This is a genomic window from Pseudoalteromonas sp. NSLLW24 (assembly GCF_015864725.1).
GTDB classification, from domain to species: domain Bacteria; phylum Pseudomonadota; class Gammaproteobacteria; order Enterobacterales; family Alteromonadaceae; genus Pseudoalteromonas; species Pseudoalteromonas arctica.
On sequence record NZ_JADYWQ010000011.1, the window covers coordinates 113,233 to 140,139 of the forward strand.

Consider the following 26,907-nt stretch of genomic DNA (forward strand, 5'->3'; position numbering starts at 1 on the left):
GTAATTCTGATTATTTTACTTTTTAATAATTAAACACTTTCATCTCAACTACACTAAATTGCTTATCACTAAAAAGCAGGTGATTTAACTATAAAATTTATCTAATCATTATAAAAAAGCGAACTTTATTAACCTTTCTTGAACATAATATTGTTTTGCCTCGGTCTCAATATACACAGCACTTAATAACAACTGCTTTAAATTCTTAAGAGTACTAATATATGACAAAACTAAACCACCCCGTATCAAACCTAAGTGTGGCTGCAATAAACACAGCCTCGCCTTTGGGTCATATATTAAAAGTAGCCGCTCCACTACTCGATAGCTTATTAGGTATAAATAAACTGCGTGATATATACCTCTCTAATAATTTATCGGGTTTAGATAAGCAGGAGTTTAGTGAAAAGCTTTTAAATGTATTGGGTATTAATGTACTTGGCGCACAAGGTGTTATTAACAAAATACCTAAACAAGGCCCTTGCATAGTAGTATGTAACCACCCTTATGGCATGATTGAGGGCGTAATAATTGCCAAATTACTCACCCATTATCGTAGCGATACTAAAGTAATGGCTAACGTTGGTTTAAAAATATTTACAGAAATTAAAGATTATTTTATTTTTGCCAATCCGCTAAAACCAAAAGCAGCTATTAATACCAGTGCAATTAAACAGTGTTTTAAACATGTAAATAACGATGGTTTACTTGTGGTTTTTCCTGCTGGCAGGGTTTCGTTTTTTCAATCAAAAAAACAACGTGTAACCGACGGTCAATGGAATCGCTTAGCGGCTCAACTAGCCTTAAAAACACAAGCCCCTTTATTACCTGTGTTTATTAGTGGTCAAAATAGCCCTATGTTTTACAATTTGGGACGTATTTACTACCGATTTAGATTATTAATGCTAATACGTGAATTACTTAAAATTCAAAAAAGGTCCATTAATTTAGGTGCTGGTAATTTACTTACACCCAAGTTATTAAATAAGTTTGAGAAAACTGACGACATTAACGATATTGCGCGCCTGCTTTGCTATTTAAACGATGAACGCTTTGTAACACCTTGGCAAGACGATGCCCAATCAATGCAACTAAAAGCGATTATGCAGGATGTCGATAAAACAAACATGACGAGTGAACTTGCTAGCTTACCAAGCGAGCAGCACTTATTAGACTTTAAAAGTTACTCCGTTTATTACGGTTATCAAGATCAAATACCTAATTGTGTTGCTGAAATAACACGCCTTAGAGAAATAACCTTTCGTACATTAAACGAAGGAAGCGGCGAGCCATGTGATACCGATAAGTTTGACGCAACCTACATGCATTTATTTATTTTTGATCATAAAAATGAAGAGATCATTGGAGCTTATCGAATTGGACAAACTGATTTATTACAAAAAAATAGCGACGTGAGCGCCCTTTATTTATCGCAAATGTTTAATTTTGAACCCTCTTTTATTAATCAACAACAGCCGTGCTTGGAAATGGGTCGCTCGTTTATAGTTCAAAAACATCAAGGCAGTTACCATGGCTTATTACTGCTATTTAAAGGGATCGGTGCGTTTATGGCGCAAAACCCACGTTATAGGACTTTATATGGCACGGTTTCATTAAGTAAGCTTTACGACCCTCGTTCTGTCGCAATTATTGACCATACAATGGTTAATAATAAACAAGGTGTTAGCGCCAATACGCCTTTTAATAATAAAATTCATCCAGAGTTTGAAGACTTCATTATTGATCACACGTTAAACATAGATCATGTATCAACATTGGTTATGGGAATAGAAGAAGATAAAAAAGACATACCGATTTTATTAAAGCAATATCATAAGCTAGGCGCTCAATTTCATTGTATGGGAATTGACAGTAACTTTAATCACACCCCAGGATTACTTTTAAGTGTGCACCTACCAAGTGCGCCTGAAAAGCTACTTAAACTCTACCTTGGTGATAAAAAAGATGATTATATAAATCACTCATAATTTTCATCTGCTGTATTAATACTGCAGATGAAAATAGAGCAACAAAAAAGTCGACGCAATTAATTGCGTCGACTTTTTTAGTTATGTAACAGCTATAAAAATATTTAGTTAAGCTGCAGCCACTTTTAAACAACTAATGCTGCTAATGAGCTGAGACTGCTTATCAAAATAATTAAAGCGTATAGTGTTACCAACTTTAATATGGCTAATACTGACTGTCATTGCATCTTCTCTTTGCATATTTACACCATATTGACCCTGCTCGGCTTTGCTGTAATGAAATGCTAAAAACTGCTCACTTGCAGGATATCTTAAGTCAATAAATTGCTTAAATTGTTGTTTACGCTTTTGTGTAACTGTTTCTAGCTCAACGCCAGATGACGTTGCAAGCGATTCAACTTGGCAATCGATTAATTGTTTTGAGTCCCATCGAACAAAAGCGATGTGACCATTATTTAGCGATAATTTATCCGGAAAAATACACAATTTAAAAGGCGCGTAACCCGATAAATCCATATTTTTTAATTGAGACAATGCAGGGGTATTATTGCTTAGTAAATGCGGGATTAAGAGGCCTCTGCTGTGCTTTACGGCAGTTATATCAAATGCACTTTGATAATCGTTTAATAAAGCTAATGTTTGCCCCCAATACGATACACCAAGCCAAGTACCACCCCCTTGCGGATCGATAGGGTAAATTGCGTTATCTGTGTGCTTACTTGGGGCGATTGCCATTTCTCGCGTTTTTTGTTCATCACGATTAAAAAACAACTCGTAGCCATCATCAGTTAGGAAGTAACTTAAAGTGCACATATTAACTTTGCAGTGATTTTAATTGGCTTTGTTGGCTTTTTTCTCTCAAAAAAGTGGCTGTACTTGGTGCTAACCCAAAGTTCTGGTCGAATGATGCTTTTTGTGCAAAGGTAATTTGTGAAATCATCGCATAGTGATGTACTGCATGGCTTCCTACAAATATAAGCTCTCGTGCTAATGAGGTTGTTACAGTTTGTACATTTTTACTTTTAATTGATACTTCGCTTGAAAGTAACAGCGGTTTATTAAAATCATCTGTACTTAGCTGTTCAATCCACGATGCTATCTCTGCAATTTTTTTTATAGCTTCACAGGGGTTACTTTCAATATTACTGCCGCGTAGGCGACTATCGTAATCAATATTATTTATACCAAAGCCCGTCATTAAAGATTGGTAATGATCGATAATGTGGCGCATATGTGACCCAGCTGAACTAATGAAATTAGGAGCAACGATTTGCGAATAATCCTCTTTAGTTACACTTTCAAGATAAGCATGTCCTTGAGCGAGTATTTCTAACTGACTATTTAACATTGAATCGGTTTTCCTCATTTATAATTTCGTCGTATATGCATACATAACGTTAGATAACATTTTGAATAATGCAATTTTGCATTGTATAAATAACTAGAAAGCTGTTCTTACAATAAAATTTCAAAATTTATGCAGTAATACATTTTTAAATATAAAAGTAATTAATGAGAAGCTAGATAATATAGAGGGGAATATTAGTAGATGTAAAAGCAAATGGCGCTCTCGGTAGGGATCGAACCTACAACTCAGCCTCCGGAGGGCCACGTGATATCCATTTCACCACGAGAGCACATTTGTTGCCGCCACACCAACTCGCGATATCAGTGCTTTAGCATCAGCAATGATAAAGAGATCTTTAAATAAATACCAGTAACATCAGCTTATATGCTTATTAATTAAACTCTTTTAAATAAAACACTTCACAATGGCTTAAAAACACGCTATTTATTCTTATTGAATAGGAAACAGTAACGGTTTAGTAACATTGAAACTATGATTGTCGCTGTGCGGATGGATTTAATACGAGGAAATAATGATGAGTTTAATGTCTACTGAGCAAGTTGCTGAGTTTTTAGGTGTAAAAGTAGAGCGTGTAAAACGTCTCTCTAGAGAAAGTTTATTAATTGCTAAATCAGAAGATGAAAATGGTGAACCACAATTTGATACAGCCGAAGTAACAAAATACAAAGAGCTCGCCGAGCGCTTTGGTGGTCTTTAACATCTATAAAAAAGTATTATTAACGAGTTTAGTTAGCTGCGCGCGTAACATTACAGATTTACTAGTTATGCTGCGCTCTTCATACCAGCCAATACATAACACTAAAAAAAACAGCTTATAGTAATTCAGCTTATCCATTGAAGGATTAAACGTTTTTGTTTTATCGATACTATTTTTATAGTTATTTAACAATGCACTTTCACTGCTCTCATTAAGATTAAAGCTCACTGCAAGGGCTGCCAAATCAAAATACACATCATTAGTTTGTGCATATTCAAAGTCAATTAAATACATGCATGAAGCATTTACAATAATGTTATCTTTTACTAAGTCGTTATGACAAAAGCCTGCATTAAATGACATAGCTGCAACGGCTTTGAGTGCCTTCTCTATTTGAGGTTTGTATTGCGTATATACATCGGTGCTTTGATAAAAATGAAGCTCTTTAGCTATATCCATTGGCGCGGTAGACACTTTGTAATTGTGCACTTGAGCAAGTTTATTAATAAAGCTAAGCGTTATATCCGATTGCGCGCTCTTGCCTTCAATATAATTAAATACCGCACGACCGTTTTCTTTATCAAGCCAAATAGGCGCAGGACATATATTAAAGTCACTTAAAAAGCGCTGCGCTTCAAGGCCGTCACTTGGCCAATGGCTTTTATAACACTTTAACAAATACCCTTGTTGCTCGGTACGTATTAAAAAATTATCGTTACTAAAGCCATTAAGTAATCGCTCGCTTGAAACAATGCTTGTAGGCTCTATAAACGCACTACACATTTTTACTAACTGAGTATGTGCAATCATTGATTAAAGCTGTGCTAGAGGCTTAGCTTGGCTTTGTTCGTACTCTTCGTACCAGGTTTTAAAGCCCCACGCTGCCATAATGGTATAAAATATAAAGAGTGCTAGCGTTGGGTAATAGCCTTTTTCGTAATATAAATACATAGAAGCGGCATCTATTACAATCCAGTACAGCCAGTTTTCGAGGACTTTTTTAGCCACTAAGTAAGTAGTTACTACGGCAAAACATGTTGTAAAACTATCAAGATAAGCAAAATCGGCATGAGTATAATTTTGCATAACGTAACCAATAACTATTGCAGCTACGGTTGTTAAACTAATTAAAACAGCATGACGGTTTATCGACCACGATGTAATATTTAAATTTGCAGCTTTGCCTTTACGCCATACAACCCAGCCAAATACAGCCATATACATATAATAAAAATTAAGTAACGACTCCATAAGTAATGCGCCATTCCAGTACATTATTGTATAAATGAGCGTGCTAAAAAATGCCGCTGGCCAACACCATAAGCTTTCTTTTATTGCTAATAATAAATAAGCCATCGACAACCCTACCGCAATATATTCCCAATGCGACATTGCTGTAAAACCACTTAAGGTTTGTGTTAAAAAGTCCATATTATGCAGTTACCGTTTAGTTGTGCCGATTGTTATACCAATCTGCTTATATACGGGGTCTATTTAACGTTAAGAAAATTACGCTAGAACTAGGCAAAAATTTTTGTATCTAGTTGTTCTAAATAAAAAATTTTTAACGACGTTATAGTGCAATTTAATTCGTTAAATTGATCAAAGATTTATGCAGGTTGGTATTATAGGTTATTCAGGCGATAAGTCGCCAGAGAGAAACTTACATACAAAAATAGCTTTACCAAATTCTTCATATGAACGTTTAATTTCGGTATTTAACACCTGCATTACTAAATCGTAATCACCAAAAATTTGCGTTGATAACGTGTTAGTAATCACTTTTAAATCATCGTATTCGTTTAATCTGTCAATAAAGCCCTGAATAAACGGGATATAATCTTGGTGAAGTGGGTATTTACTGATCTCTACTGATAATTTCATTTTTGACTCTTTATTTTAATTACCGATTACAACAAGTCATTCAATGCTAGAGCCGTTATTAAATACAGTGTAAAATCGCTGCAACACTCAATTGAAATGAGCTTAATATGGCACGTAGAATAACCTACAAATATAAAAACGAACCGCGCGAGATTAATTTCGCTAAAGATAAATACCACGACATGTATCAAGCAATTGCTGCCGCCGAAGGTATTGATCTGACTAATTACTTAAGCATGGTACAGCAAATAGAAATGACCTCAAAAGGGTCTGCTTCTGTTCGTAACTTTCGCGACCAAGAATTTGCCCGTATGGGCTTTAGCGACGTTTACTTTATAAAAGAGTAAATACCGCTTTATAGCTGTATTAACGCTGATACTCATAACTTACGCGCGGTGTAATATTACATAATAGCTCGTAAGGGATAGTATCAGCGCATAATGCTATTTCTTCAACTGGTAGCTCAGGGCCCCACATAGTGACTCTGTCGCCCACTTTAATATTGTGCTCATTAGCGCCTATATCTACGCTAATCATATCCATAGCAACACTGCCAACAATACCATAACGCTGCTTACCAATTATTACTGGTGTGCCCTCTTTAGCATGCCGAGGATAACCATCGCCATAACCCATAGCCACAACGGCTAATTTGGTTGGTTTATCGCTTTTCCAACGTCCGCCATACCCTACCGCCTCATTGGCTGGTACATTACGCACCGCAATTACGCGCGTAGTTAAGCGCATAACTGGTTTTAATTTATGTTGTTGCCCAATACTATTTGCCATTGGCGATACGCCATATAGCATAAGCCCAGGGCGCACCCAATCACCATGGCCGCTCGGCCACGCGATAATACCAGCAGAATTTGATAAACAATGTGCTTGGTCAATGCCATTCACTAAGTTATCAAATAACGTGATTTGTTGAACCGTTTTGGCATTATCAACATCATCAGCACACGAAAAATGGGTCATTAAATTAACGGTATTTTTGGCGTTAGGTGTTTTTTGTAAGCGGTTATAAAACTCTTCAAACTGCTCTGGCGCAATACCTAGTCGATGCATACCTGTATTTACTTTTAACCAGCATGTTATTGGCGCATCGAGCTTTGTTTTTTCAAGCGCGGCTAATTGGTATTCGTCATGAATAATAGTTTGAAAGTTATTAGCGAGTAAAATAGGTAAGTCGGCTTTGTTAAAAAAGCCTTCTAGTAAAACTATTGGCTTTGTTAAGCCCCCAGCTCGAAGGGCAAGCCCTTCATCTATTCGCGCCACAGCAAATGCGTCAGCATTATTTAAATGCTGCGCAATCGTTACTAAACCATGCCCGTAAGCATTTGCTTTTAGCACCGCCATTACTTTGCTGTTAGGTGCAAAGCACTTAACTTGCGCTAAATTATGCGCAAGTGCAGCTAAATTAATTTCAGCAGTGGCTAAGCGCATTAGTAATCGTCATCTACCGCTGGTCCCGCGTAATTATCAAAGCGAGAAAATTGACCTTGGAATGTTAAACGCACTTTACCAATTGGGCCGTTACGTTGTTTACCTATGATAATTTCGGCAATACCTTTGTCAGTACTGTCTTCGTTATAAACTTCATCACGGTAAATAAACATGATTAAATCGGCATCCTGCTCTATCGACCCTGACTCACGTAAATCTGAGTTAATAGGACGTTTATCGGCACGTTGCTCTAGCGTACGGTTAAGCTGCGAAAGCGCAACAACCGGACATTTTAGCTCTTTTGCTAGTGCTTTAAGTGAACGTGAAATTTCAGCAATTTCGAGCGTTCGGTTATCAGCAAGGCTTGGTACACGCATTAACTGCAAGTAATCGACCATGATCATACTAATGCCACCGTGGTCGCGGGCTATACGCCTTGCACGTGAACGCACATCGGTAGGTGTTAAGCCCGATGCATCATCAACGTACATTTTACCTTTTTCCATCAACAAGCCCATTGTTGATGAAAGTCGTGCCCAATCGTCATCATCTAATTGACCAGTGCGTACCTTAGTTTGGTTAATACGGCCAAGAGACGCTAACATCCTCATCATAATTTGTTCTGAAGGCATCTCTAGAGAGTAAATTAATACTGGTTTGTCTTGAGTCATTGCAGCATGTTCTGCAAGGTTCATCGCAAAAGTGGTTTTACCCATAGATGGACGCGCTGCAACAATAATTAAGTCAGAAGGCTGTAAGCCCGTCGTCATTTTATCAAGATCGGCATAACCTGTACTTACACCCGTAACACCATCTTGTGGTGATTGATAAAGCTCTTCTATTTTATCAACGGTTTTTTCAAGGATGCTATGAATGCTTTGCGGGCCTTCATTATTTTTTGTTCGTTGCTCAGCTATTTTAAACACTTTGCTTTCGGCAAAATCGAGTAAGTCGTGACTGGTACGTCCTTCGGTGTTAAAGCCGGCTTCTGCAATTTCGTTCGCTACGCCAATCATTTCACGTACAACAGCACGTTCACGTACAATACTTGCGTAAGCGTCAATGTTAGCAGCACTTGGCGTGTTTTTAGCTATTTCTGCTAAATAAGCAAAGCCACCAATTCCTGCCAGTTTATTATTTTTTTCTAAACTTTCAGAAATAGTGATTAAATCTATCGGATCGCCAATCTCAGCAAGTGCCGTCATCGCCTCAAAAATTAACTTGTGCGTGCGGGTATAAAAATCCTGTGATACAACAAGCTCCGCTACGCGGTCAAAAGCTTGGTTATCAAGCATTAAGCCACCTAAAACAGATTGTTCAGCTTCTATTGAATGGGGAGGAACTTTAAGTGTATCGACTTGCTTATCTGGTTTGGCCATAACTTCACAGTAGTAAAATTGAATGGCTCTATTCTATCGACTTGAAGGGGCTGTGCAAATAGAAAAGCAGGAAATCTTTCCTGCTTTTTGTAATCGTGAAGGTGAATGAGCGTTATTTAATACGAAGCTCTATGCGTCCACTAATTGTATCCATTTCAACATTAGCATTACCGCCATTAATGCTAAATTCTAAATCACTGGCTGGGCCATATTTAGCTTTACTGACTTTATCGCTAGTAACTTTATTAATGATTTTTCCATTAGCGTGCGCTTTAATTTCAAATTTTGCAGATATGCTGTCAGGAAAGTAAAAATCACCATCGCCACTTACCGATTCAAAACGTACATCACCGCCTTTTAAAAGCTCTTTAATATGTACTTCGGCTTCGCCATTTACCGTGTTAATACGTAAGTTTTTAATTGACGATAGCGTAAAATCTATATCGCCATTTACATTTTCAAGGCGCACATCATTGGCGCTTGAGGTTGATTTAATATCACCATTAACAGCGCTAAAACGTAGTTCACCACTCGATTCCCTATCGTTAATTTCGCCATTTACGGTTTCAAATTGAATATTCCCACTTAGGTTTTCTGCATTTACATCACCATTTACGGTGGTGAGCTTAATGTTGCCAGTAATATCATCTACCGTAATTTCGCCATTAACCACATCAACTTCAGCGCCGTTTTTTAGCACTTTCGCAGTCACCGATACATTAACGCCAGCAAACTCTAAACTACTGCTTTTAGGCATAAATATGGTTAGGCTTGAGCCATCGCCATTATTACTCCAATTTGATTTACGTGGCATTTTTACAATAAACTGAGTTTTATCGCCATTTGTTTTAAGCTCATAACCCTCGGCTTTGTCATCAAGCTCGCCAGATACTTTAAATTCGTTTTTATCCCAGCCTGTAATATGTATATCACCGCGTTGGTTTTCAATAAAAATAGTGCCGCCACTTGGTACGTCTATTTGCTTATCTATTTTTTCACCCGCTAATACCGCCAACGGAAATAAGCTCAGTCCTAATAAAATCGCTTTCATGTCGTACTCCTAAATGTGCTGCCAACGTGGCGCATGCACCTTGTTAATTAAATCAAGTTGTTGTTGATATATTTGCGCTAACATTGTTAGTAGCGCTTGGTTTTGTGGCTCATTTTCAAGAACTTGCTTTATTGCTTGCTCTGCATTTTCAAGCTCTTGTAGCTGCGTTTGCCAGTTAGTGGTCAATGCTTCTTTATTTTCATATTCAACCAACAAACTGTTTTTTTGCGCCGAAAAGTAATCACTTATAGCCACTACGGGTTGTGGCTCGGGCGCTATAACAAATAAATTTACAGCAATTAAAGCCGCTAATGTGCAGGCAGCTATTGCTGTTAGTTTTGGCCAAATAGCAGTGCCTTTTAGGTCCTGCTTATTACTAACCATTGCTCGCTCAATTCCCGCCCACAGGTCTTTTTGTGGCGTAATGTCTTTATCAAGCGTGTTTAATGACTCATTTAAATAGTCGTCAAAATTTGGTTTATTCATTTTCATACCACTCTTGTAGTAGCTGCCTAGCACGATGATATTGCGATTTACTTGAACCAACAGCCATACCTAATTGCTCGGCTATTTCCTCGTGCCTGTAACCTTCGATTGCAAACAACACAAACACCATACGTGCGCGCTCAGGGAGCCTTACTATTAATTTATCGAGACCATTTAAGCCTTTGCAGTCATTAGCTGATTGCTCATCCATACCGCAGTGTTCAATGCTCACTACTTTTTGCAGCCAATTTTTTTGCTTGCGTAAGTAACTAATTGCTACATTACTGGCAACGCTGTAAAGCCAAGTAGAAAACTGCGAGCGACCGTCAAATTGCGCTATTTTACGCCATACCTGTACAAACACTTCTTGGGCTGCATCTTCAGCATGCGCTTGGTCCGCTAATAAGCGTAAACATAAACCGTAGACTCGTTTTATATGTAACTCATAAAGCGTTGTGTATGCGCCTTGATCACCTGATTTAATACGCTCAATGAGTTTAGCTTCGCATAAAGGCGTTTGTTCGGGTTTAACGTGTAACATCCGTGATGTCGCCTTTTAATTATTATTATTGAGTTAGTGTATTGATAAGTTAGACGTAATAACAGTTCGAAAAGGTTTAAAGCGAATGAAAAAATAATTGAATAAAAAAGGGGCTTGTACGAGGCTTTATACCAATTCGCTTAATTAAGTGATCTATTTTGAGGATGGAAAAACGTGTTGATAGCTAGACAAAAAATTCGCTATTTAGTTGTTCTCGGCAATTGCTCCTGCATTGCTCTACCTTCTGCATCCATGCAGTCGTAAATGAGAATTTTTTAACACAGGTAGCGACACGTTTAGCCCCGCAAAATGATTAAGTATTATTGCGGATTGGTATTATTTAACTGCGCCCTTAACTAATTAAAGTTAGCCAAATTATAGACACAAAAAAGCCGTGCTAATAGCACGGCTTTTGTCGCTTAATTAAAAATTAAGCTTCAGCGATTACGATTACTTTAATAGTAGCCGTTACGTCTGAGTGAACTGAAATTGATACGTCAAATTCACCTGTCTCACGGATAGTACCTAGAGGCAAACGAACTTCTGACTTAGCAACTTCAACACCAACAGCTGAGATAGCGTCAGCGATGTCACGAGTACCGATTGAACCGAATAACTTACCTTCGTCACCAGCTTTAGATACTAATGTAACTTCTGCTAATGCTTCTAGTTTTTCAGCGCGTGCTTGTGCAGCAACTAACTGTTCAGCGATTTTCGCTTCAAGTTCTGCACGACGAGCGTCAAACGTTTCAATGTTAGCTTTAGTCGCAGGAACTGCCTTACCTTGAGGGAAAAGGAAGTTACGTGCGAAACCAGATTTAACTACAACCTGTTCACCTAGGCTACCTAGGTTAGCGATCTTATCTAGTAGAATAACTTGCATGTTTCTACACCTTTTAAAAACTGTTAATCCGCTGCTTACTTATGTAAGTCAGTGTATGGAAGAAGGGCTAAGTAGCGAGCACGCTTAATAGCAGTTGCTAGCTGGCGCTGAAATTTAGCGCTAGTACCTGTGATACGGCTAGGTACGATTTTGCCACTTTCTGTAACATAGTTTCTAAGAGTAGCTAGATCTTTGTAATCGATTTGTTTTACGCCTTCCGCTTTAAAGCGGCAGAACTTACGACGTCTGAAATAACGTGCCATGAGATTAATTCCTCAAATAATTCTTTCTATATGCTGAGCATGCAAAACCAATTGGCTAAGGCCGTTACGACCTTCGTGGCGATTTAAAAAACCACTCACTTGCAATGCCTGCCCAACGTGCAAATGTTGAGTCTGTTGTTGCATTTGCTTTCCACTGGCAACTACCTGAAGCCTCACGTAACTATTACGGTTAAGGTCTGCTTCGGTTTGCATCGATTTATGTTCTACAACAAAAATACAATGCGGGATGCCAGCAGGGCTTTGGCTAAACTTGGGAGTTTTACAAACTACCCCAGATATAACCAGCTGATTCATATATGGGCTAACCATTATAGTAACTGCTGATTACATGCCATGCTAGGACTCAAAACAATTAAGCAGCTGGTGCTTCTTTCTTCTCTTCTCTTGCAAGAGGAGACGCTTCAGTTTCAGCAGTTTTAGTGCGGATAACTAAGTTACGAAGCACTGCATCGTTGTAGCGGAAAGTAGTTTCTAGCTCGCTGATTACTTCAGTTGGTGCTTCAACGTTCATAAGAACATAGTGAGCTTTATGAAGCTTGTTAATTGGGTAAGCCAATTGACGACGGCCCCAATCTTCAAGACGGTGGATAACACCACCAGCTTCAGTGATAGAACCAGTATAACGTTCGATCATACCAGCAACTTGCTCACTCTGATCTGGGTGAACCATGAATACGATTTCGTAATGACGCATGGATATTCCTTACGGTTAATAGAGCCTTCTACCGTTTCGGCCGGTCGGTTTAAGGCAAGGAATTAATAGTTTAAAAGCCGAAATGAGCGCGCATTTTACGCTTAGACGGATAATTAAGCAAGCAGGTTTTTTAAGCTTTTATAGATAAGAGTTAAAAGGTAATTATTACGAGCTTCGCTCATCGCGTCAGCAAGCTGCTCGCCTACCGAAAAAGTTAAGCACAGAGTGCAATGTCTCTTGTAGAAGCCGAGCTTACTCGCGTGAAAAGCGATAGCTTTTAATTGCTCAAACTTTATGTTTACCCCGAAAATATAAACATTTACTCAAGCTTAAAGCCGTGCAATTATTAAGCAATACATTATTAAATAAGGATATTTATGAAGCTCTTACTATCGCTTGTATTAATACTTACTTTTAGTACACCATTTTTAAGCCACGCAAAAACCAATACAACTGACATAACCGTTGGTAAAAAAGTCATTCTGCAATCAAAAATACTTAACGAAGACAGGCCCATTAAAATTTTCATACCTGACACTGTAAAAGACGATCAGCCGCTTTATGTTATTTATTTACTTGATGGTGTTGAGCACTTTCATACGGTGTCTGGTGTTATTAAATCCCTTGTTGATTACGAGCAGATACCTAACGCAATGCTCGTTGGTATTGATACAACTAACCGTGTTCGCGATTATTTACCAAAAGTAGAAGGCGAGCCTAAAACAGAGTTTCAAACTTTTGTTAAAAACAAATGGCCTGAAGCTGGACAAACCGACAAGTTTTTAAACTTTGTATCTGATGAACTCATGCCTTATATAAACAGTAATTACTCAACTAACGGCTACAACACCTTAATTGGCCACTCTAATGCAGGTACTTTGGCGCTTTATACTTTAGTTAATCAGCCTGAGTTATTTAATAACTATATAGCTATAAGCCCAAACAGTTGGTGGAGTGATGAGGAATTAAAAAATAATATTATAAAATACACTAAAAACCCTAAAGGTGATCAGTCGTTATTTATTAGTGTAGCAAGTGAAGGGTCACGCTTTTATACAGGTGTTTTAAATACTTTAGTAAATTTAGAACAACAAACGCCCTCGCAGCTTAAATGGGAATATAAACATTACCCCGCTTTTACTCATATGGGCACTATACTACCAGCGCTTAGCGATAGCCTAATTCACTTATTTAGCGACCTAATATTTAAGGTTACTGACGAGCACGGAAAGTTTGCTGATGTATCGCTCATTACAGGTTATTACCAAGCACTTAGTGATAAGTACGGGTTTGAGCTTAAAATTCCACAAGATGTATACGTAGAGTTTGCTCATAGCCAGCAAAAGTTTGGTAATACAGCTAAAGCTATTACCACGCTTAAACACTTTACTACCCATTACCCAAATGCAACTTATTCTCACATGCGTTTATCGCAAGGGTACACTGCAGACAAACAGTTTAAAGAAGCCGTTACCAGCATGAAACACGCACTCGAGCTTGCAAAAGAAAACAAAAAAGACCCGCTGTTAATTGATGCGCTCAAAGATATGGTGAATGAAGCACAAAAGAATTTGTAACTGATTTAACGCAAAGCGCTTTTTAACTAACGATAGTAATTACGAGCTACGCTCGTCGCGTCAGCAAGCTAAACGCCTACAGGTAAAATTAAGCTCAGTGTTAAACTTTGCATGTAGACGCCGAGCTTGCTCGCGTGAAAAGCGCAGCTTTTAATATATTTAAAACCTTCATAAAAAAAACCGATGTTTAAATTAAACATCGGTTTTTTTAATCAAGCTCATCACTTTACTTTATCTGTTGGGTTTCGCTTCGCTCAACCCAACCTACTTATTTGCCTATCGCTTCTTTGGCGAACAGGTGCTTGATTGGCCCAAGATTATCAACTAATGATAGCCCTACTCCACGAATAAGTTTTTTAACTGGGTTTGCACCTTCAAATAACTCTTTTAACCCTTGCATCATAGCGATGTGCTTTTGTGCATCGAGCTTACGAGTGCGCTCGTAATCGCGCAGTGTGCGAGTGCTTGCAAACTCCTTGCTATCGCTTGTTAAAAGCTCAATTAAATAAGCCGCATCTTTTAGGCCTAGGTTCATACCAAGCCCTGCAAGTGGATGGATTGTATGTGCAGCATCGCCAATGAGTACCACTTTGCCTGAAACCCATTGCTGGGCGTAGCGCATTTTAAGTGGGAAAGCAGTGCGCTTACTTTGCACTTCACACAGGCCACATTGACCATCTATTGCAGCCATTACGGCTTTATTAAAGGCGGTATCGTCCATTGCTAATAATTCATCACAATGATTGGGACTGGTAGACCACACAATTGAATGAGTATGCTCATCGCTCAATGGTAAAAACGCGAGTGGCCCTGTTGGTAAAAAGACTTGGCGTGCGGTGTTTGCATGTTGCTCTTTAGTTTTAACTGTCGCGACTAGCGCATGGTGATCGTAATCTTTAAAGCTAAGCGCCATATTAAATTGTTTACGTATAGCTGAATTTGCACCATCAGCCGCCACCAGCAGTTTTGCAATAATTGGCTCGCCGCTTTTAAGTGTTATAAATACATCAGATTCGCTTTGATGTATTTGCTGATACTGCGTATCAAACATTAGCGTGGCACTGCTTTGTTGCTCTAGCTCTTTTATAAGCGCGTAGCGGATAATGTCGTTTTCAACAATATGGCCTAAATGTTCAAGCTCAAGTTGCTCGTTATTAAACGCTATTTTGCCAAAGCTGTCGGCATCACGTACGTCCATATGTGTATAAGCGCACGCTCGCTGTGCGATAATTTCGGGCCATACGTTTAATTGTTCAAGCAAGGTTTGACTTGCAATGCTTAACGCACTTACACGCAAACCATATTCGTCAGTTGATAATGCTTGTGTTGGTGCGTCGTCGAGTACAACGACGCTTATATCGGCTTTTGCCAATCCAAGTGCTAGTGTTAGCCCTACACAGCCGCCACCTACAATACAAACCTGTGCTTGCTTCATAAACGCCTACCTTGTTTAACTTGCCCCATTAACTGTTTAGCTAATGGCGCTTTTAATGCGGGAAATAAATCCATCGAAAACAACCCAATACTGCGCCCCAATGCGAGCACTCGCGATGAGTTTGAAAAAAGTCTAACAAGTGCGTCGGTTAAACTCATTACGGTTTTTATATCATCACTGCGCTTTTTTGAATATTCACGTGTAAACGCATAGCTGCCTAAATCGTGTTGGCTATTTGCTATTAAATTACTAAGTACTTGTACGTCGCGAAGGCCTAAATTAAAACCTTGCCCTGCAATAGGATGAATAGCATGTGCGGCATTACCAATAACCACTGTACGGTGCGCAGTCAAAGACTCGACTTGCCCGTAAACGAGCGGGTAACTCGTGCGCATGCCCACTTTAGTAAATTGCCCACCGCGATAACCAAACGCGCTTTGTAGGGCACTTAAAAAACCTTGTTCACTGAGTGCCATGTGCTGTTCAACCTGATCTTGGTTCATACACCACACTAACGAATAACGGTTATTGCTCATGGGTAATAACGCCATAGGCCCGTTTTGTGTAAAGCGCTCAAAGGCATGATTATTATGCCCACCAGCCACTTCTACATTAGCAATAATAGCGCCTTGTTCATAAGGCTGAGTATTAAAACCAAGCCCAAGTAAACTACGTGTTGGTGACTGTGCGCCATCAGCAATAACCAATAGCTTGGCATTTAATTGCTCGCCGCTTTGTAAGGTGAGTGTATTGCTATGCAGAGTTTGCTCAATGGCAGTTACGCTATCGGGGCACAAAAGCGTAATATTTGACTGCGTTAAACGCAGGTGGAGTGCTCGGCCAAATGGATTTACTTCTACTACGTAACCAAGTGAGGGCTTAGCAAATTCGTCGCAATTAATGTGTGCTTTGCCAAAGTGGCCTCTATCAGACACGCTCACTTTTTTGATTGCTGCGGCGTAAGGGGCATTTTGCTCAAATAAATCGAGGCTTTGTAAATACTCTACCGATTGCTGAGCAAGTGCTATGCTTCTGTCGTCAAAGCTTGGGTGATAGTCGCCGGTTACTTGATTCGCTTCTACAACGGCAATATTTAACGCGGGATTAGTTTTAGCCACACTTAATGCGCAGCTTGCTCCCGCTAAACCACCGCCAATAATAACTACATCAAACTGCTTAGCCACTTTACTCTCCGAGCTTTATACGTTTTTAGTACTTTGCATAAGTGCTTCTATATCGCTAATTTTTTTAGGTACGCTTAGGGTCAAGTTTTCATGGCCGGTTTCGGTAACTAGCAAGTTATCTTCGATACGAATGCCAATGCCTTTGTATTTTTGCGGTGCGCTTGAGTCTTCGCTTATATAAAGCCCTGGCTCTATAGTGAGTACCATACCCGGCTCAAATGCCCGCTCAGCGTTATTTACTTTGTAATCGCCAACATCATGTACATCTAAACCAAGCCAATGCCCAAGCCCGTGCATGTAATATTCTTTACACGCACCTTTTGCCATTAGCTCGTCAAAGTCGCCAATTAAAATACCTAAGTCGAGTAAACCTTGGGTCATTACTTCCATTGCACGTTTATTAGCATGCGACATATAACCACCGGGTTTTACCTCATCAAAAGCAACTTCTTGCGCTTTAAGTACAATATTATAAAGCGCGGCTTGCTCTTCGCTAAATTGACCATTTACCGGAAATGTACGAGTAATATCGGCGGCGTAACCTTGCAACTCGCACCCAGAGTCTATAAGTACCAGATCACCATTTTTTAATACGTCGCTATTTTGCGTGTAATGTAAAATATTGGCGTTGTCGCCACTACCAACAATTGTGCCGTACGCAGGATGAGGCGCACCGTTCATTGCATAATGATGATGTAGCTCTGCCTCTAGCTGAAATTCAGTAGCTCCCGCATGCGAATAACGCATAGCGCGCATGTGCCCTCGCGCACTAATTTCACAGCCTTCTCGCATAACATCTATCTCGCTTGGCGATTTAAACAAACGCATTTCGTGAATAAGGCCGCGTATTTCTTTTAAATTACTCGGTGCTTTGAGGCCTTTTCGAGAGCCACTTCGAAGCGTACCTAGTAACGAAAACACTTTGGTATCAAATGAGGGGTAAGCACCTTGTGCAAAATAGAGCGCATTTTTTGCATTTAGCATATCGAGTGTTTTATCGTTTAATTCACTTAGCGGGTAAGCTTCATCAAACAAGTAGTCACTTTTAGCTTTATCAAAGCCAACTCTGCGGCCATGCCAAATTTCTGCAAGCTTGTCTTTATCTAGGCAAAATAAGGTACTGGGTGCATCGCTGTTATTGCACAGTACAAGTACGGCGTCGGGTTCGTTAAAGCCAGTTAAGTAAAAAAAGTCGCTATCTTGTCTAAATGCATATTCGGTATCGCGGCTGCGCGTAACTTCGCTCGCAGCGGGAATAATAGCAACGCTATTTTCATCCATTTGAGCAAGTAAGCGCTCGCGACGTGCTTTAAATTCTGACTTTTGTACTTCAACCATTATTAACCAACCCGTTTTACTTTTTTAAAAGTTAATGAAGCGTTTTTTTAGTACTTTGCGTGCTTTGCTCTTTACCTAGCTCTGCAAAACAAAGTAGTGCTGATACACGCACATATTCAATCACTTCGTGCAGCGCTTGGCTGTCTTCTTCGGTTTCTTCAAAAGTAGTATCTAGACGAGTGATTTCGCTAAAGTCAGTAATAACTTCTTTAACATCGCTCGATAGTTTACCGTAGTCTTTTTGCTTTAAACCAAAACCAAGCATAAAACCCGCTACCCATGATACGAGGCCATTAGCCTGATCGATGAGTGTTTCGTCGTCGCTTGGTAAAAATAAATCAAACTGAAATTCATCATCATTAAAGCTCGCGACTACTTGCTTATAAATAGTGCCAAAAAACTGCTTTAAATCGTTACTAAACGATTCACCATCGTTAAACACATCGCTCAAAAGGCCTAAGTATTCTTTGTCGTCAATGGTTAAACCACACGCAAGTAAACCACTAATCACACCATGCGCTTCGGCAGGTGATACAAATATTTCGTTTTTTTCTAAAAGCAGTTGAGCTTTTTCGTAATCGGGTAAATCGTTCATAATCGAATCTTCGCTTTGCAAGTTAAGGCAATGCTACCACTCGATAAAAAGCAACTCCAATTAATTGTATGATCAAGCTCAAAAACCATGCGATAAAGTAAATGATGAGTTAAAGATGCGGAAAAACTAAGCGAACGGTTTAATTTTTTACGTTTGGGGTTTAAGGATTGGATTATGTCTTATATACTTAAATTGTTCCCTGGGGTACCGGAGCTTAGTTAAGTCCCTGAGCCGATAAATTTTATACCAGGGTTTCTGTTCGTCTACTATTGTGCAGGCTCGGCATGTACCGAGAAGCCTACGGTAAACCGCAGATTCCCGCCCTGAAACCTTCTGGTTTCAGGACTGAAACCGAGTACCGTATCTTGGGGAACACCTTTTTAGCAAACCCTCGCCTTTAAAAGGCTTTATCAAAAAAAATTAACCTTCCTGTTTATTCTTATATTTATCTAAATTTTTTATTCACTTATCTTCTATTGTCTAATATTACTTTTTAGCTTATAAAAAAGCCGCAGGTAATTGCTTACCTACAGCTTTAATAATCACGTATTAGAGTGAAGTTATACCAATCTGCTTATATATGAGGTCTATTTAACGTTAAGAAAATTACGCTAGAACTAGGCAAAAATTTTTATATCTAGTTGTTCTAAATAAAAAATTTTTAACGACGTTATAGTGCAATTTAATTCGTTAAATTGATCAAAGATTTATGCAGATTGGTATTATTTAAACCAACCTTGAAAACGCTCCATTAGCATGTAGTTTATTGGTACTAACAATAAAGTAATAAAGGTAGCAAAAATAATCCCAAACCCTAAGCTCACCGCCATTGGTATTAAAAACTGTGCCTGAGTCGCTTTTTCAAACAGTAATGGCATTAAGCCAATAAAGGTCGTTAAACTAGTTAGCATTACAGGGCGAAAACGTGATGCACCTGCAATTTTTATAGCATCGAGAACTTTACCACCTTCACTGCGCTTTTTATTAATAAAATCAACGAGTACAAGCGAATCATTTACCACCACCCCGGTTAGCGCAAGCATACCGAGTAAACTCATAATAGTTAAGTCCATTCCCATGATCCAATGCCCTACTACAGCACCTATCATGCCAAATGGAATAACACTCATTACTATGATTGGTTGTAAGTAAGATTTAAGCGGTATTGCTAATAGCGCATAAATAATAAAAAATACAAACACAAGTGCCCAAGCCAACGACCCAAACGACTCTCTTTGCTCTTTAGCCTCACCTTCTAGTTTGTAATCTACTCCAGGATATTGCTGCATTAACCCATCTAAATACTCCGTTAGGTCAGCCTGCAGTATGGTCATGTTGGTATTATTTTTTTCGATATCGGCTGTTACGTTTAATGTGCGGTAACGGTCTATTCGATTAATAGTTGATGGACTTTGCCCAGCAGTAAGTGTTGCCACGTGCGATAAAGGCACTGAGCCTCCATCAGGCGTATTTATAAGTATGTTTTGTAGGTCAGCTACAGAGCGGCGCTCATCTATAGGTAAGCGTACCATTACACGTACGTCATCCCTGCCTCGCTGAATACGTTGTGCTTGCGAGCCAAAAAACGAGTTACGTACTTGTCCTGCTACATTGACTCTATTTAAGCCCAGCGCTAAACCTTGTTGCGTAAGCTCTATTTGTAACTCTTCTTTACCGTCGGACATACTATCGGCAATATCAAATACCGTTGGATAGGTCGATAAACGGGTTTTAATGTGATCAGCCACGTCTTGTAAAATAGTCAACGAAGTGCCGCTAAGCTGAACATCAATGGGGTCTGAACTTCGGCCAATTTCGGCTCTAAACGTTAAACTTTCGGCGCCTGGTATCACACCAATTAAATCGCGCCATTCGCTGGCAAGTTCTCGTGATCCTATGTCTGATTCACGCTTTTCAGCCGGTGTTATTTCAAAGCGTACAGAGCCTGAATTAGATACACCACCACGCCCGCCTGTTGTGGCTAATATATTTAAAATAACGCTTTCGCCAGTATCCGGATCGCGGTACTTTTCTTGTAATTGCTGCGCCTTTTGCGACATGTCAATTACGTATTTATTAGTTACTTCAAACGGTGTACCTGTTGGTAGTGTTAAGTTAACGCGGACTGTTTCGCTTGGTATGCGCGGGAAAAATACAAACTTAGTCCAACCGCTGGTGATCATGGTTAAAATTATAACAAATACACCAATAAACAAGCTTACCGAAGCCAATTTATGGCGCAGTGCTAAATTTAAAGTGGGTTGATAGTATTTTAAAATCGCGTTTTCAAATCCATCTGCAAAACGCTGTTGAATAACATCAAACTTTGAAGGTTCGCCTTTTTCGTGGCGTAGTTTTATATATTTTAAATGTGCTGGTAGTACAAATTTAGATTCAATCAATGAAAACAATAATACCGGAATAACCACTACCGGTATTTGTGCAAACAAGGCACCACGCGCCCCTTCAATAAAGGCCAAAGGTAAAAAGGCAGCAACGGTAGTCAACACACCAAATGTTACTGGTGTTGCTACTTCTTGAGTACCTAAAATTGCGGCCTGCTCGCCCGACGTAGCTGTTTTTAAATGGGTGTAGACGTTTTCACCGGTAACTATGGCGTCATCAACAACAATCCCCAGTACCAATATAAAGCCAAATAAGCTCATAATATTAAGGGTTACGCCAAAAATAGGCATCGCTATAAACGCGCCCATAAACGAAACCGGAATACCAATAAATACCCAAAATGCAATTGCAGGGCGTAAAAACAAAGTAAGTAAAGCCAGTACTAAAATACCGCCTTGTAAAGCATTGGTAGTAAGGGTCGAAATACGACTTTTAACCAGCTCCGAATCATCATCCCAGTAACTTAGTTCAAACCCTTGCGGGAGAGAGCTTTGTTGCTCTTTTATGTAGTTTTTAACATCGTCAGCAACTGTAATCGCACTTTGTGGACCAATTCGATATACGTCGATAAATGCAGCTTGCTTACCATTAAAGCGAGTACGTACTGGTGTTTCTTCAAAATCATCTTTTATAGTCGCTATATCACCTAAGCGAATAATAGTGCCATCGGCTTGGTTTTTAACAACAATGCTGGCAAATTCATCTTTACGATATGCTTGCCCTTTAGAGCTTATAAGTACGTCCCCGCCTTCTGTTTTTAAGTTACCAGCAGAAATATCTGAGCTTGAGTTTGAAATAGCACTCGATATTTGTGCCAAGCTTAAATCGTACTGACGAAGAATATCTTGGCTTACTTCAATGGCTATTTCGTAATCACGAACGCCACTTAGCTCTACCTGCGTTACATTAGGTAAACGTAGGATTTGATCGCGTACTGTTTCTGCGTATTCGCGGGTTTCTTTTTCGCCATAGTCACTCGATACGGTAACCGCGATAACTTCACGAATTCGCTCAGCAAGCGCTACTATCGGCTTTTCAGCATCGGCTGGAAACGTGTTAATTGCGTCTACACGACTTTTTATATCAGCTAAAAGCTCACGAGGGTCGTAACCGCTTTCCACTTCTATTGTCACAGAGCCAGAACCTTCAGAAGAGCGACTAAATATTTGCTTTATGCCCTCTAAATCTTGTACTGCTTCTTCTATTCGTATAGTTACACCTTGCTCTACATCCTCTGGTGTTGAACCACGCAAACTTACATTTACGCTTATCATGTCAGTTTCGAATGAAGGAAATACCTCAAGCGGTATTTTGCTTGATAAGCTAAAAAGTCCCGACAGTAACAGCGTTACTAGCAATAAGTTAGCAGCAACATGGTTTTTGGCAAACCAAGCGATCATGGCTTATCTCCTTGCTTTGCTGCGCGGCGTTTTTTTAGCTCTTCAACACTAATACCCTGCTCTTTTGCTTTTTGCTCAAGCTGCTCTGGCGTCGGGCGCTTTCCTTTACCTTGCCCATTAGCTCCTCGGCTTTTAGGTTGCTCTGTGCTTTGTTCGCCTAAAATACTTACCTGAGTTCCAGAACTCACTTGCCCTAGTGGAGTAATAACCAGTTTATCATTTGGATTTAATCCCGTTTTTATCATCGCTTGTGTCGCATTTTGCCAAGCAAGTGTAATGTCTTTACGCTTGAGTACACCCTCTTCAACAACATAAACATACGTCCCTTGATAAATAGTACTGTTAGGGATTATAAGTGCGTTAGGAACTGTTTTACCGGTAATTTGCGCCTTTATGTATTGCCCTATTTTTATTGGGTACTGGTTATTAGCCGTTGCTTTATATGGGTCGTTAATTTTAGCAACTACGTAAAGCTGTTGTGCACCTTCATCTATAGCACCTTCGGTACGCGCTAGCTGCCCTTGCCACGTTTGCTCACCCACTAAGTCAGAGGTAAATTTAACAATTGAACCTGCTTGATTTTTGGCGCCATCACGATATTGCTCTGGTAAATTTACGAACGGAAGATCTTTATTTTTAATCGGTAAACGAATCTCTACGCTATCGATTGCGTAAATAGTGGCAAGCTGGGTATTGTTAGTAACAACTTGCCCCAAATCAACACTACGGCTGAGTATACGCCCGGCGTATGGCGCGGTTACTTTAGTGCGCTCTAAATCAAGCATGGCTTTTTCAAGTACTGCTTGCGCCGATAAAACTTCTGCTTCGGCTGCTGCAAGTTGTGGTTCACGCAGTACTAAGCTGCTTGCCTGATTTGAGCCGCCAAGGCGTTTCCAATCAGTAATAGCTTGTTGTCCACGCGCTTTTTCTTCTAATAAGCCTTGCTCTGCCGTTAATAAATTGGCTTGAGCAGATTTAACTTCAGCTTGATGATCTCTATCGTCTAGCTTTAAAAGTACGTCGCCCTTTTCAAAAAAGCCGCCTTCTCTAAAGTCATCACTTACTTCAATTATTTGCCCAGATGCCTGAGCAACTAATAAACTTTGTGTACGTGGTTTTACCGTACCGTAGCTATCAATCATCACTTGGTAATTTTGTGGTTTAAGCTCAAGCGCAGCCACGCTTATTGATGCTTTAGGAGGTGAGCCAAAGCGTTTAGCCTCTGGCGGATTACCTTTAATAAACATAACAATTAAAATAGTGGCAATAATAACCACCGCTGGAATAATAATTTTTGCTGTTTTAGTTTTCATCATTATTGCTCTTTAGTTCACTTGAGGGCTTTGCAAAATCACCACCAAGGGCAACGTGTAAGTTAATTCTGTTAGCTATTAATTGGTTTTTAATGTCGATTAAGGAGCTTTGTGCATCGAAAGACCTATCTTGTGCGTCAAGCACCGTAGTGTAAGTTACCAAGCCACTTTGATATTGCTCAAACGACAACTGCTCTGCTGCAAGTGCGTTTTCTTGCGCCTCAAGGGTGCTGCTATATTGTGATTTAAGAGACTGCTGCTGTGAAATCGCATTTTCTACATCACCAAATGCATCGTAAAGCGTTTGCAAATAAAGTTGCTCTTGCTTTTGAGTATTAAGGCGCGCTATTTCTTCATTCGCTTTTAAGCGTCCGCCCTCAAAAAGTGGTGCTGAAATACTACCTAATAACGACCAGGCAAGGCTTGATGGAGAAAACAAGTCGCTTACTCTGTCGGTGCTATCACTTAGTGAAGCTGTTAAATTTAAACTTGGAAAGCGTTGTTTGTGTGCATACGCCAACGAAGCGTCGGTGGCTAAAAGCTCATACCAACTTGCTCGCAGCGTAGGTTTGCGCGTTATAAGTTCAGAAGGTAAGCCTAGTGGAATATCGGTATTAATAACGGGTAAGTCGCTACTAGCAGTAATGGCACCTTTTGGGTATTCACCCAGTAAACGCTCAAGTACACGTGCTGAAACCGATAGGTTTGCCGTTTGAGTAGCAATGCGAGCGCGTTCATTATTAAGCTCATTACGGGCTAAATATACATCGAGTGCTTCGTTTATACCTTGGCGATAACCAGACTCGATAATATCTAGGCTTTGCTGTGCGTTGGCTTCGCGGCGCTTAAATAAATCGAGTAATTGCTGCGCTGTAACTACATCAAACCAGCCAGTTACTACATCAGCAACGAGTTGCTGTTTAGCTTGCTCAAACCGGGCCTGTTGCGCTAAATAGTTAAGATTAGCTTCGCGCTTTGAATCTGAAAGCTTACCCCATAAATCAACTTCATAAGTTAAATCTAAACTAACGGAGCTTGCGTTATCGTAGCTCACTGGGCGGTTGTCTTTACTGCGACTTGTACGTGTTGATAAATCAAGGCTAGGCCAAAGCGCAGCACCCGATACTATAAGCTGTTGTTTTTGAATTTCTACATCGTAACTAGTTTGCAAAAGCTGTTGGTTGTTTTTAAGTGCTTGTTGTACAAATTTGTTAAGCGTAGGGTTTTGTAGTTGTGTAAGCCATTGCTCTTGTACTTTTAATACCGAGCTTGATGCTTCTTGCTGCCATTGCTGTGGCATATTATTAGGCGCTTGCATGCGCTGCGACGAGTTAAAATCACTCGCACAGCCGCTAAGCAGCATCACACTAATTGCCAATAGGGTTGGCTTGCATTGCCAAATCATAATTAAACCTAAATTACTGCTATTTATGAACGTAATTCAAGCACTTTGGCAACTTTTGCTCAACCTACTTTACATAACATTACATAGCTAGCGATGAACTAACATAATAGCCAGTTATACGGTAAAAATGAGCAAATGATCAGCAATTTTTAATAATAAAAAATTAACTTTTTGTAGTGTGTCTAAGAGATTATACCAATTCGCTTAATTAAGTGATCTATTTTGAGGTAAGAAAATCGTGTCGATAACAAGGAAAAAATTTCGTTATTTTTGTCTTATATCAGAAATTTTTAACGCAGTTAGCGTCAGGTTTAATCCCTAAAATTGATTAAGTATTATTGCGGATTGGTATTAGACATATAGAAACAAAAAAGCCTCGCTATAAGCGAGGCTTTTAAATAAATGGTGCCGACTAACCGAGTCGAACGGATAACTTATACAGACTACTGATTACAAGTCAGTTGCTTTGCTCTTAACTATGGGTATTTTTAATTCTCAAGTTAAAAACAAAAAAGCCTCGCTATAAGCGAGGCTTTTGAATAAATGGTGCCGACTAACTAAGTCGAACGGATAACTTATACAGACTACTGATTACAAGTCAGTTGCTTTGCTCTTAACTATGGGTATTTTTAATTCTCAAGTTGAAAACAAAAAAGCCTCGCTATAAGCGAGGCTTTTGAATAAATGGTGCCGACTAACCGAGTCGAACGGATAACTTATACAGACTACTGATTACAAGTCAGTTGCTTTGCTCTTAACTATGGGTATTTTTAATTCTCAAGTTGAAAACAAAAAAGCCTCGCTATAAGCGAGGCTTTTAAATAAATGGTGCCGACTAACCGAGTCGAACGGTTGACCTACTGATTACAAGTCAGTTGCTCTACCAGCTGAGCTAAGTCGGCACACAAAACTGTGTGCTAAGGCACGTTCAATTTTAAAGATTGAGAACTTTTATAAAGCACTTAAAATAAAAAAACCTTGCATAAGCAAGGCTTCTCAATAAATGGTGCCTCGACGCGGAATCGAACCACGGACACGAGGATTTTCAATCCTCTGCTCTACCGACTGAGCTATCGAGGCACATAAACTGTGCTAACTAAAAATAAAATAATTATTTAACTTTTAGCTTTATAAATGGTGCCGACTAACCGAGTCGAACGGTTGACCTACTGATTACAAGTCAGTTGCTCTACCAGCTGAGCTAAGTCGGCACACAAAACTGTGTGCTAAGGCACGTTCAATTTTAAAGATTGAGAACTTAAAGTAAATGGTGCCTCGACGCGGAATCGAACCACGGACACGAGGATTTTCAATCCTCTGCTCTACCGACTGAGCTATCGAGGCACATAAACTGTGCTAACTAAAAATAAAATAATTATTTAACTTTTAGCTTTATAAATGGTGCCGACTAACCAAGTCGACGGGTAATTTGAACAGACTACTGATTACAGCTTTCTTTTCAAACTACTTTAAATAAATGGTGCCGACTAACCGAGTCGAACGGTTGACCTACTGATTACAAGTCAGTTGCTCTACCAGCTGAGCTAAGTCGGCA

The 26,907-nt window shown here is 39.5% G+C and carries 25 protein-coding genes, 6 tRNA genes and 1 other RNA gene; 5 read left to right on the top strand and 27 right to left on the bottom strand.

The genetic code is table 11. From position 1 onward, the window contains the following. The first annotated feature begins 221 nt into the window (after positions 1–221). Positions 222–1,985, top strand: a complete 1,764-nt coding sequence (locus tag I6E72_RS12940) for a lysophospholipid acyltransferase family protein (protein WP_197112561.1) — start codon at positions 222–224, stop codon at positions 1,983–1,985. A 108-nt stretch (positions 1,986–2,093) separates the two neighbouring features. Here the strand turns inward: I6E72_RS12940 and I6E72_RS12945 are convergent, their stop codons facing one another. From I6E72_RS12945 to I6E72_RS12955, 3 genes are all read right to left on the bottom strand, one after another. Next, a complete protein-coding gene (locus tag I6E72_RS12945) occupies positions 2,094–2,798 on the bottom strand; it encodes an NRDE family protein (protein ID WP_197112562.1) in 705 nt (234 codons plus the stop codon). A gap of 1 nt (position 2,799) precedes the next feature. Further along, the gene (locus I6E72_RS12950; protein ID WP_024589710.1) at positions 2,800–3,333 is read right to left on the bottom strand and encodes a hypothetical protein; all 534 of its coding nucleotides are present in this window, start codon (positions 3,331–3,333) and stop codon (positions 2,800–2,802) included. 214 nt (positions 3,334–3,547) lie between these two features. Then, positions 3,548–3,622: transfer RNA gene (locus tag I6E72_RS12955), tRNA-Arg, on the bottom strand. 246 nt (positions 3,623–3,868) lie between these two features. Between I6E72_RS12955 and I6E72_RS12960 the strand changes: the two genes are divergently transcribed. Next, positions 3,869–4,051 (top strand): hypothetical protein, encoded by a 183-nt coding sequence (locus I6E72_RS12960; RefSeq protein WP_007587299.1) that lies wholly within the window; start codon positions 3,869–3,871, stop codon positions 4,049–4,051. Between the two features lie 3 nt (positions 4,052–4,054). Here I6E72_RS12960 and I6E72_RS12965 read toward each other — a convergent pair whose 3' ends face one another. The 3 genes from I6E72_RS12965 to I6E72_RS12975 all read right to left on the bottom strand — a co-directional run bounded on the left by I6E72_RS12965 (position 4,055) and on the right by I6E72_RS12975 (position 5,935). After that, the gene (locus I6E72_RS12965) at positions 4,055–4,861 is read right to left on the bottom strand and encodes a phosphotransferase (protein WP_197112564.1); all 807 of its coding nucleotides are present in this window, start codon (positions 4,859–4,861) and stop codon (positions 4,055–4,057) included. A 3-nt stretch (positions 4,862–4,864) separates the two neighbouring features. Continuing rightward, the gene (pnuC, locus tag I6E72_RS12970) at positions 4,865–5,482 is read right to left on the bottom strand and encodes a nicotinamide riboside transporter PnuC (RefSeq protein WP_007587303.1); all 618 of its coding nucleotides are present in this window, start codon (positions 5,480–5,482) and stop codon (positions 4,865–4,867) included. 201 nt (positions 5,483–5,683) lie between these two features. Further along, positions 5,684–5,935 carry a hypothetical protein gene (locus I6E72_RS12975; RefSeq protein ID WP_007587304.1) on the bottom strand — a complete coding sequence of 84 codons (252 nt, stop codon included), beginning with the start codon at positions 5,933–5,935 and terminating at the stop codon, positions 5,684–5,686. A 107-nt stretch (positions 5,936–6,042) separates the two neighbouring features. Between I6E72_RS12975 and I6E72_RS12980 the strand changes: the two genes are divergently transcribed. Continuing rightward, entirely contained in the window at positions 6,043–6,282 is a 240-nt protein-coding gene (locus I6E72_RS12980; protein WP_007587305.1) for a DUF2960 domain-containing protein, read from the top strand. Positions 6,283–6,301: 19 nt separating this feature from the next. Here the strand turns inward: I6E72_RS12980 and alr are convergent, their stop codons facing one another. The 9 genes from alr to rpsF all read right to left on the bottom strand — a co-directional run bounded on the left by alr (position 6,302) and on the right by rpsF (position 12,699). Then, complete coding sequence (gene alr / locus I6E72_RS12985; RefSeq protein WP_197112566.1) at positions 6,302–7,381, bottom strand: alanine racemase; 1,080 nt, start codon at positions 7,379–7,381, stop codon at positions 6,302–6,304. Then, a complete protein-coding gene (gene dnaB / locus I6E72_RS12990; protein ID WP_007587308.1) occupies positions 7,381–8,760 on the bottom strand; it encodes a replicative DNA helicase in 1,380 nt (459 codons plus the stop codon). Before dnaB ends, alr begins: the two co-directional genes overlap by 1 nt. 112 nt (positions 8,761–8,872) lie before the next feature. After that, positions 8,873–9,811 (bottom strand): DUF4097 family beta strand repeat-containing protein, encoded by a 939-nt coding sequence (locus I6E72_RS12995; RefSeq protein WP_197112568.1) that lies wholly within the window; start codon positions 9,809–9,811, stop codon positions 8,873–8,875. 9 nt (positions 9,812–9,820) lie between these two features. Further along, positions 9,821–10,303 carry a hypothetical protein gene (locus tag I6E72_RS13000; protein WP_010554893.1) on the bottom strand — a complete coding sequence of 161 codons (483 nt, stop codon included), beginning with the start codon at positions 10,301–10,303 and terminating at the stop codon, positions 9,821–9,823. Then, positions 10,290–10,838 (bottom strand): RNA polymerase sigma factor, encoded by a 549-nt coding sequence (locus I6E72_RS13005; RefSeq protein ID WP_101216067.1) that lies wholly within the window; start codon positions 10,836–10,838, stop codon positions 10,290–10,292. Before I6E72_RS13005 ends, I6E72_RS13000 begins: the two co-directional genes overlap by 14 nt. Positions 10,839–11,268: 430 nt before the next feature. Continuing rightward, a complete protein-coding gene (rplI, locus tag I6E72_RS13010; protein WP_002962755.1) occupies positions 11,269–11,721 on the bottom strand; it encodes a 50S ribosomal protein L9 in 453 nt (150 codons plus the stop codon). A gap of 35 nt (positions 11,722–11,756) precedes the next feature. After that, positions 11,757–11,984: a 30S ribosomal protein S18 gene (rpsR, locus tag I6E72_RS13015; RefSeq protein ID WP_007378475.1), complete on the bottom strand. Its 228-nt coding sequence runs from the start codon at positions 11,982–11,984 to the stop codon at positions 11,757–11,759. Between the two features lie 12 nt (positions 11,985–11,996). Then, positions 11,997–12,314 (bottom strand): primosomal replication protein N, encoded by a 318-nt coding sequence (gene priB, locus I6E72_RS13020; RefSeq protein ID WP_004588456.1) that lies wholly within the window; start codon positions 12,312–12,314, stop codon positions 11,997–11,999. Between the two features lie 43 nt (positions 12,315–12,357). Next, positions 12,358–12,699, bottom strand: coding sequence for a 30S ribosomal protein S6 (gene rpsF, locus I6E72_RS13025; RefSeq protein ID WP_007378473.1), 342 nt, complete (start codon positions 12,697–12,699; stop codon positions 12,358–12,360). Between the two features lie 377 nt (positions 12,700–13,076). Here rpsF and I6E72_RS13030 point away from each other — a divergent pair, with 377 nt between their 5' ends. Further along, positions 13,077–14,276, top strand: coding sequence for an alpha/beta hydrolase-fold protein (locus I6E72_RS13030; RefSeq protein WP_197112570.1), 1,200 nt, complete (start codon positions 13,077–13,079; stop codon positions 14,274–14,276). Positions 14,277–14,544: 268 nt separating this feature from the next. Here the strand turns inward: I6E72_RS13030 and I6E72_RS13035 are convergent, their stop codons facing one another. From I6E72_RS13035 to I6E72_RS13050, 4 genes are read right to left on the bottom strand one after another with little or no spacing between them, the layout of a single operon-like run. Next, positions 14,545–15,711, bottom strand: a complete 1,167-nt coding sequence (locus tag I6E72_RS13035; RefSeq protein WP_197112572.1) for an FAD-dependent monooxygenase — start codon at positions 15,709–15,711, stop codon at positions 14,545–14,547. Further along, complete coding sequence (gene ubiH / locus I6E72_RS13040) at positions 15,708–16,895, bottom strand: 2-octaprenyl-6-methoxyphenyl hydroxylase (protein WP_197112574.1); 1,188 nt, start codon at positions 16,893–16,895, stop codon at positions 15,708–15,710. Before ubiH ends, I6E72_RS13035 begins: the two co-directional genes overlap by 4 nt. Positions 16,896–16,910: 15 nt before the next feature. After that, a complete protein-coding gene (gene pepP / locus I6E72_RS13045; protein WP_197112576.1) occupies positions 16,911–18,233 on the bottom strand; it encodes a Xaa-Pro aminopeptidase in 1,323 nt (440 codons plus the stop codon). Positions 18,234–18,264: 31 nt separating this feature from the next. Continuing rightward, positions 18,265–18,828, bottom strand: a complete 564-nt coding sequence (locus I6E72_RS13050; protein WP_007587323.1) for a UPF0149 family protein — start codon at positions 18,826–18,828, stop codon at positions 18,265–18,267. Positions 18,829–19,021: 193 nt separating this feature from the next. On the opposite strand from I6E72_RS13050, the gene ssrS reads away from it, so the two are divergent. After that, a non-coding RNA gene (gene ssrS, locus I6E72_RS13055) (6S RNA) lies at positions 19,022–19,204 on the top strand. Between the two features lie 346 nt (positions 19,205–19,550). Here ssrS and I6E72_RS13060 read toward each other — a convergent pair. The 8 genes from I6E72_RS13060 to I6E72_RS13095 all read right to left on the bottom strand — a co-directional run bounded on the left by I6E72_RS13060 (position 19,551) and on the right by I6E72_RS13095 (position 26,906). Continuing rightward, the gene (locus tag I6E72_RS13060; RefSeq protein WP_007587324.1) at positions 19,551–22,634 is read right to left on the bottom strand and encodes an efflux RND transporter permease subunit; all 3,084 of its coding nucleotides are present in this window, start codon (positions 22,632–22,634) and stop codon (positions 19,551–19,553) included. Next, complete coding sequence (locus I6E72_RS13065; RefSeq protein ID WP_010554901.1) at positions 22,631–23,947, bottom strand: efflux RND transporter periplasmic adaptor subunit; 1,317 nt, start codon at positions 23,945–23,947, stop codon at positions 22,631–22,633. The genes I6E72_RS13060 and I6E72_RS13065 overlap by 4 nt, the downstream gene beginning before the upstream one ends. Then, entirely contained in the window at positions 23,937–25,352 is a 1,416-nt protein-coding gene (locus I6E72_RS13070) for an efflux transporter outer membrane subunit (RefSeq protein WP_197112578.1), read from the bottom strand. The genes I6E72_RS13065 and I6E72_RS13070 overlap by 11 nt, the downstream gene beginning before the upstream one ends. Positions 25,353–26,178: 826 nt before the next feature. Then, a tRNA-Thr gene (locus I6E72_RS13075) sits at positions 26,179–26,254 on the bottom strand. A gap of 102 nt (positions 26,255–26,356) precedes the next feature. Further along, positions 26,357–26,432, bottom strand: a tRNA-Phe gene (locus I6E72_RS13080). Between the two features lie 55 nt (positions 26,433–26,487). Continuing rightward, positions 26,488–26,563: transfer RNA gene (locus tag I6E72_RS13085), tRNA-Thr, on the bottom strand. 57 nt (positions 26,564–26,620) lie between these two features. Continuing rightward, positions 26,621–26,696, bottom strand: a tRNA-Phe gene (locus I6E72_RS13090). Between the two features lie 134 nt (positions 26,697–26,830). Next, positions 26,831–26,906, bottom strand: a tRNA-Thr gene (locus I6E72_RS13095). Position 26,907 lies beyond the last annotated feature (1 nt).

What these genes read in the sequence shown, in the direction of transcription:
- rpsF (WP_007378473.1), bottom strand. Translation starts at nt 12,699, where the DNA reads ATGCGTCATTACGAAATCGTATTCATGGTTCACCCAGATCAGAGTGAG.
- I6E72_RS12980 (WP_007587305.1), top strand. Translation starts at nt 6,043, where the DNA reads ATGGCACGTAGAATAACCTACAAATATAAAAACGAACCGCGCGAGATT.
- I6E72_RS13060 (WP_007587324.1), bottom strand. Translation starts at nt 22,634, where the DNA reads ATGATCGCTTGGTTTGCCAAAAACCATGTTGCTGCTAACTTATTGCTA.
- pepP (WP_197112576.1), bottom strand. Translation starts at nt 18,233, where the DNA reads ATGGTTGAAGTACAAAAGTCAGAATTTAAAGCACGTCGCGAGCGCTTA.
- alr (WP_197112566.1), bottom strand. Translation starts at nt 7,381, where the DNA reads ATGCGCTTAGCCACTGCTGAAATTAATTTAGCTGCACTTGCGCATAAT.
- I6E72_RS13050 (WP_007587323.1), bottom strand. Translation starts at nt 18,828, where the DNA reads ATGAACGATTTACCCGATTACGAAAAAGCTCAACTGCTTTTAGAAAAA.
- pnuC (WP_007587303.1), bottom strand. Translation starts at nt 5,482, where the DNA reads ATGGACTTTTTAACACAAACCTTAAGTGGTTTTACAGCAATGTCGCAT.
- I6E72_RS12995 (WP_197112568.1), bottom strand. Translation starts at nt 9,811, where the DNA reads ATGAAAGCGATTTTATTAGGACTGAGCTTATTTCCGTTGGCGGTATTA.
- I6E72_RS12950 (WP_024589710.1), bottom strand. Translation starts at nt 3,333, where the DNA reads ATGTTAAATAGTCAGTTAGAAATACTCGCTCAAGGACATGCTTATCTT.
- I6E72_RS12975 (WP_007587304.1), bottom strand. Translation starts at nt 5,935, where the DNA reads ATGAAATTATCAGTAGAGATCAGTAAATACCCACTTCACCAAGATTAT.
- rpsR (WP_007378475.1), bottom strand. Translation starts at nt 11,984, where the DNA reads ATGGCACGTTATTTCAGACGTCGTAAGTTCTGCCGCTTTAAAGCGGAA.
- rplI (WP_002962755.1), bottom strand. Translation starts at nt 11,721, where the DNA reads ATGCAAGTTATTCTACTAGATAAGATCGCTAACCTAGGTAGCCTAGGT.
- I6E72_RS13070 (WP_197112578.1), bottom strand. Translation starts at nt 25,352, where the DNA reads ATGATTTGGCAATGCAAGCCAACCCTATTGGCAATTAGTGTGATGCTG.
- I6E72_RS13035 (WP_197112572.1), bottom strand. Translation starts at nt 15,711, where the DNA reads ATGAAGCAAGCACAGGTTTGTATTGTAGGTGGCGGCTGTGTAGGGCTA.
- I6E72_RS13000 (WP_010554893.1), bottom strand. Translation starts at nt 10,303, where the DNA reads ATGAAAATGAATAAACCAAATTTTGACGACTATTTAAATGAGTCATTA.
- priB (WP_004588456.1), bottom strand. Translation starts at nt 12,314, where the DNA reads ATGGTTAGCCCATATATGAATCAGCTGGTTATATCTGGGGTAGTTTGT.
- dnaB (WP_007587308.1), bottom strand. Translation starts at nt 8,760, where the DNA reads ATGGCCAAACCAGATAAGCAAGTCGATACACTTAAAGTTCCTCCCCAT.
- I6E72_RS12965 (WP_197112564.1), bottom strand. Translation starts at nt 4,861, where the DNA reads ATGATTGCACATACTCAGTTAGTAAAAATGTGTAGTGCGTTTATAGAG.
- I6E72_RS13065 (WP_010554901.1), bottom strand. Translation starts at nt 23,947, where the DNA reads ATGAAAACTAAAACAGCAAAAATTATTATTCCAGCGGTGGTTATTATT.
- I6E72_RS12940 (WP_197112561.1), top strand. Translation starts at nt 222, where the DNA reads ATGACAAAACTAAACCACCCCGTATCAAACCTAAGTGTGGCTGCAATA.
- I6E72_RS12960 (WP_007587299.1), top strand. Translation starts at nt 3,869, where the DNA reads ATGAGTTTAATGTCTACTGAGCAAGTTGCTGAGTTTTTAGGTGTAAAA.
- I6E72_RS13030 (WP_197112570.1), top strand. Translation starts at nt 13,077, where the DNA reads ATGAAGCTCTTACTATCGCTTGTATTAATACTTACTTTTAGTACACCA.
- I6E72_RS12945 (WP_197112562.1), bottom strand. Translation starts at nt 2,798, where the DNA reads ATGTGCACTTTAAGTTACTTCCTAACTGATGATGGCTACGAGTTGTTT.
- I6E72_RS13005 (WP_101216067.1), bottom strand. Translation starts at nt 10,838, where the DNA reads ATGTTACACGTTAAACCCGAACAAACGCCTTTATGCGAAGCTAAACTC.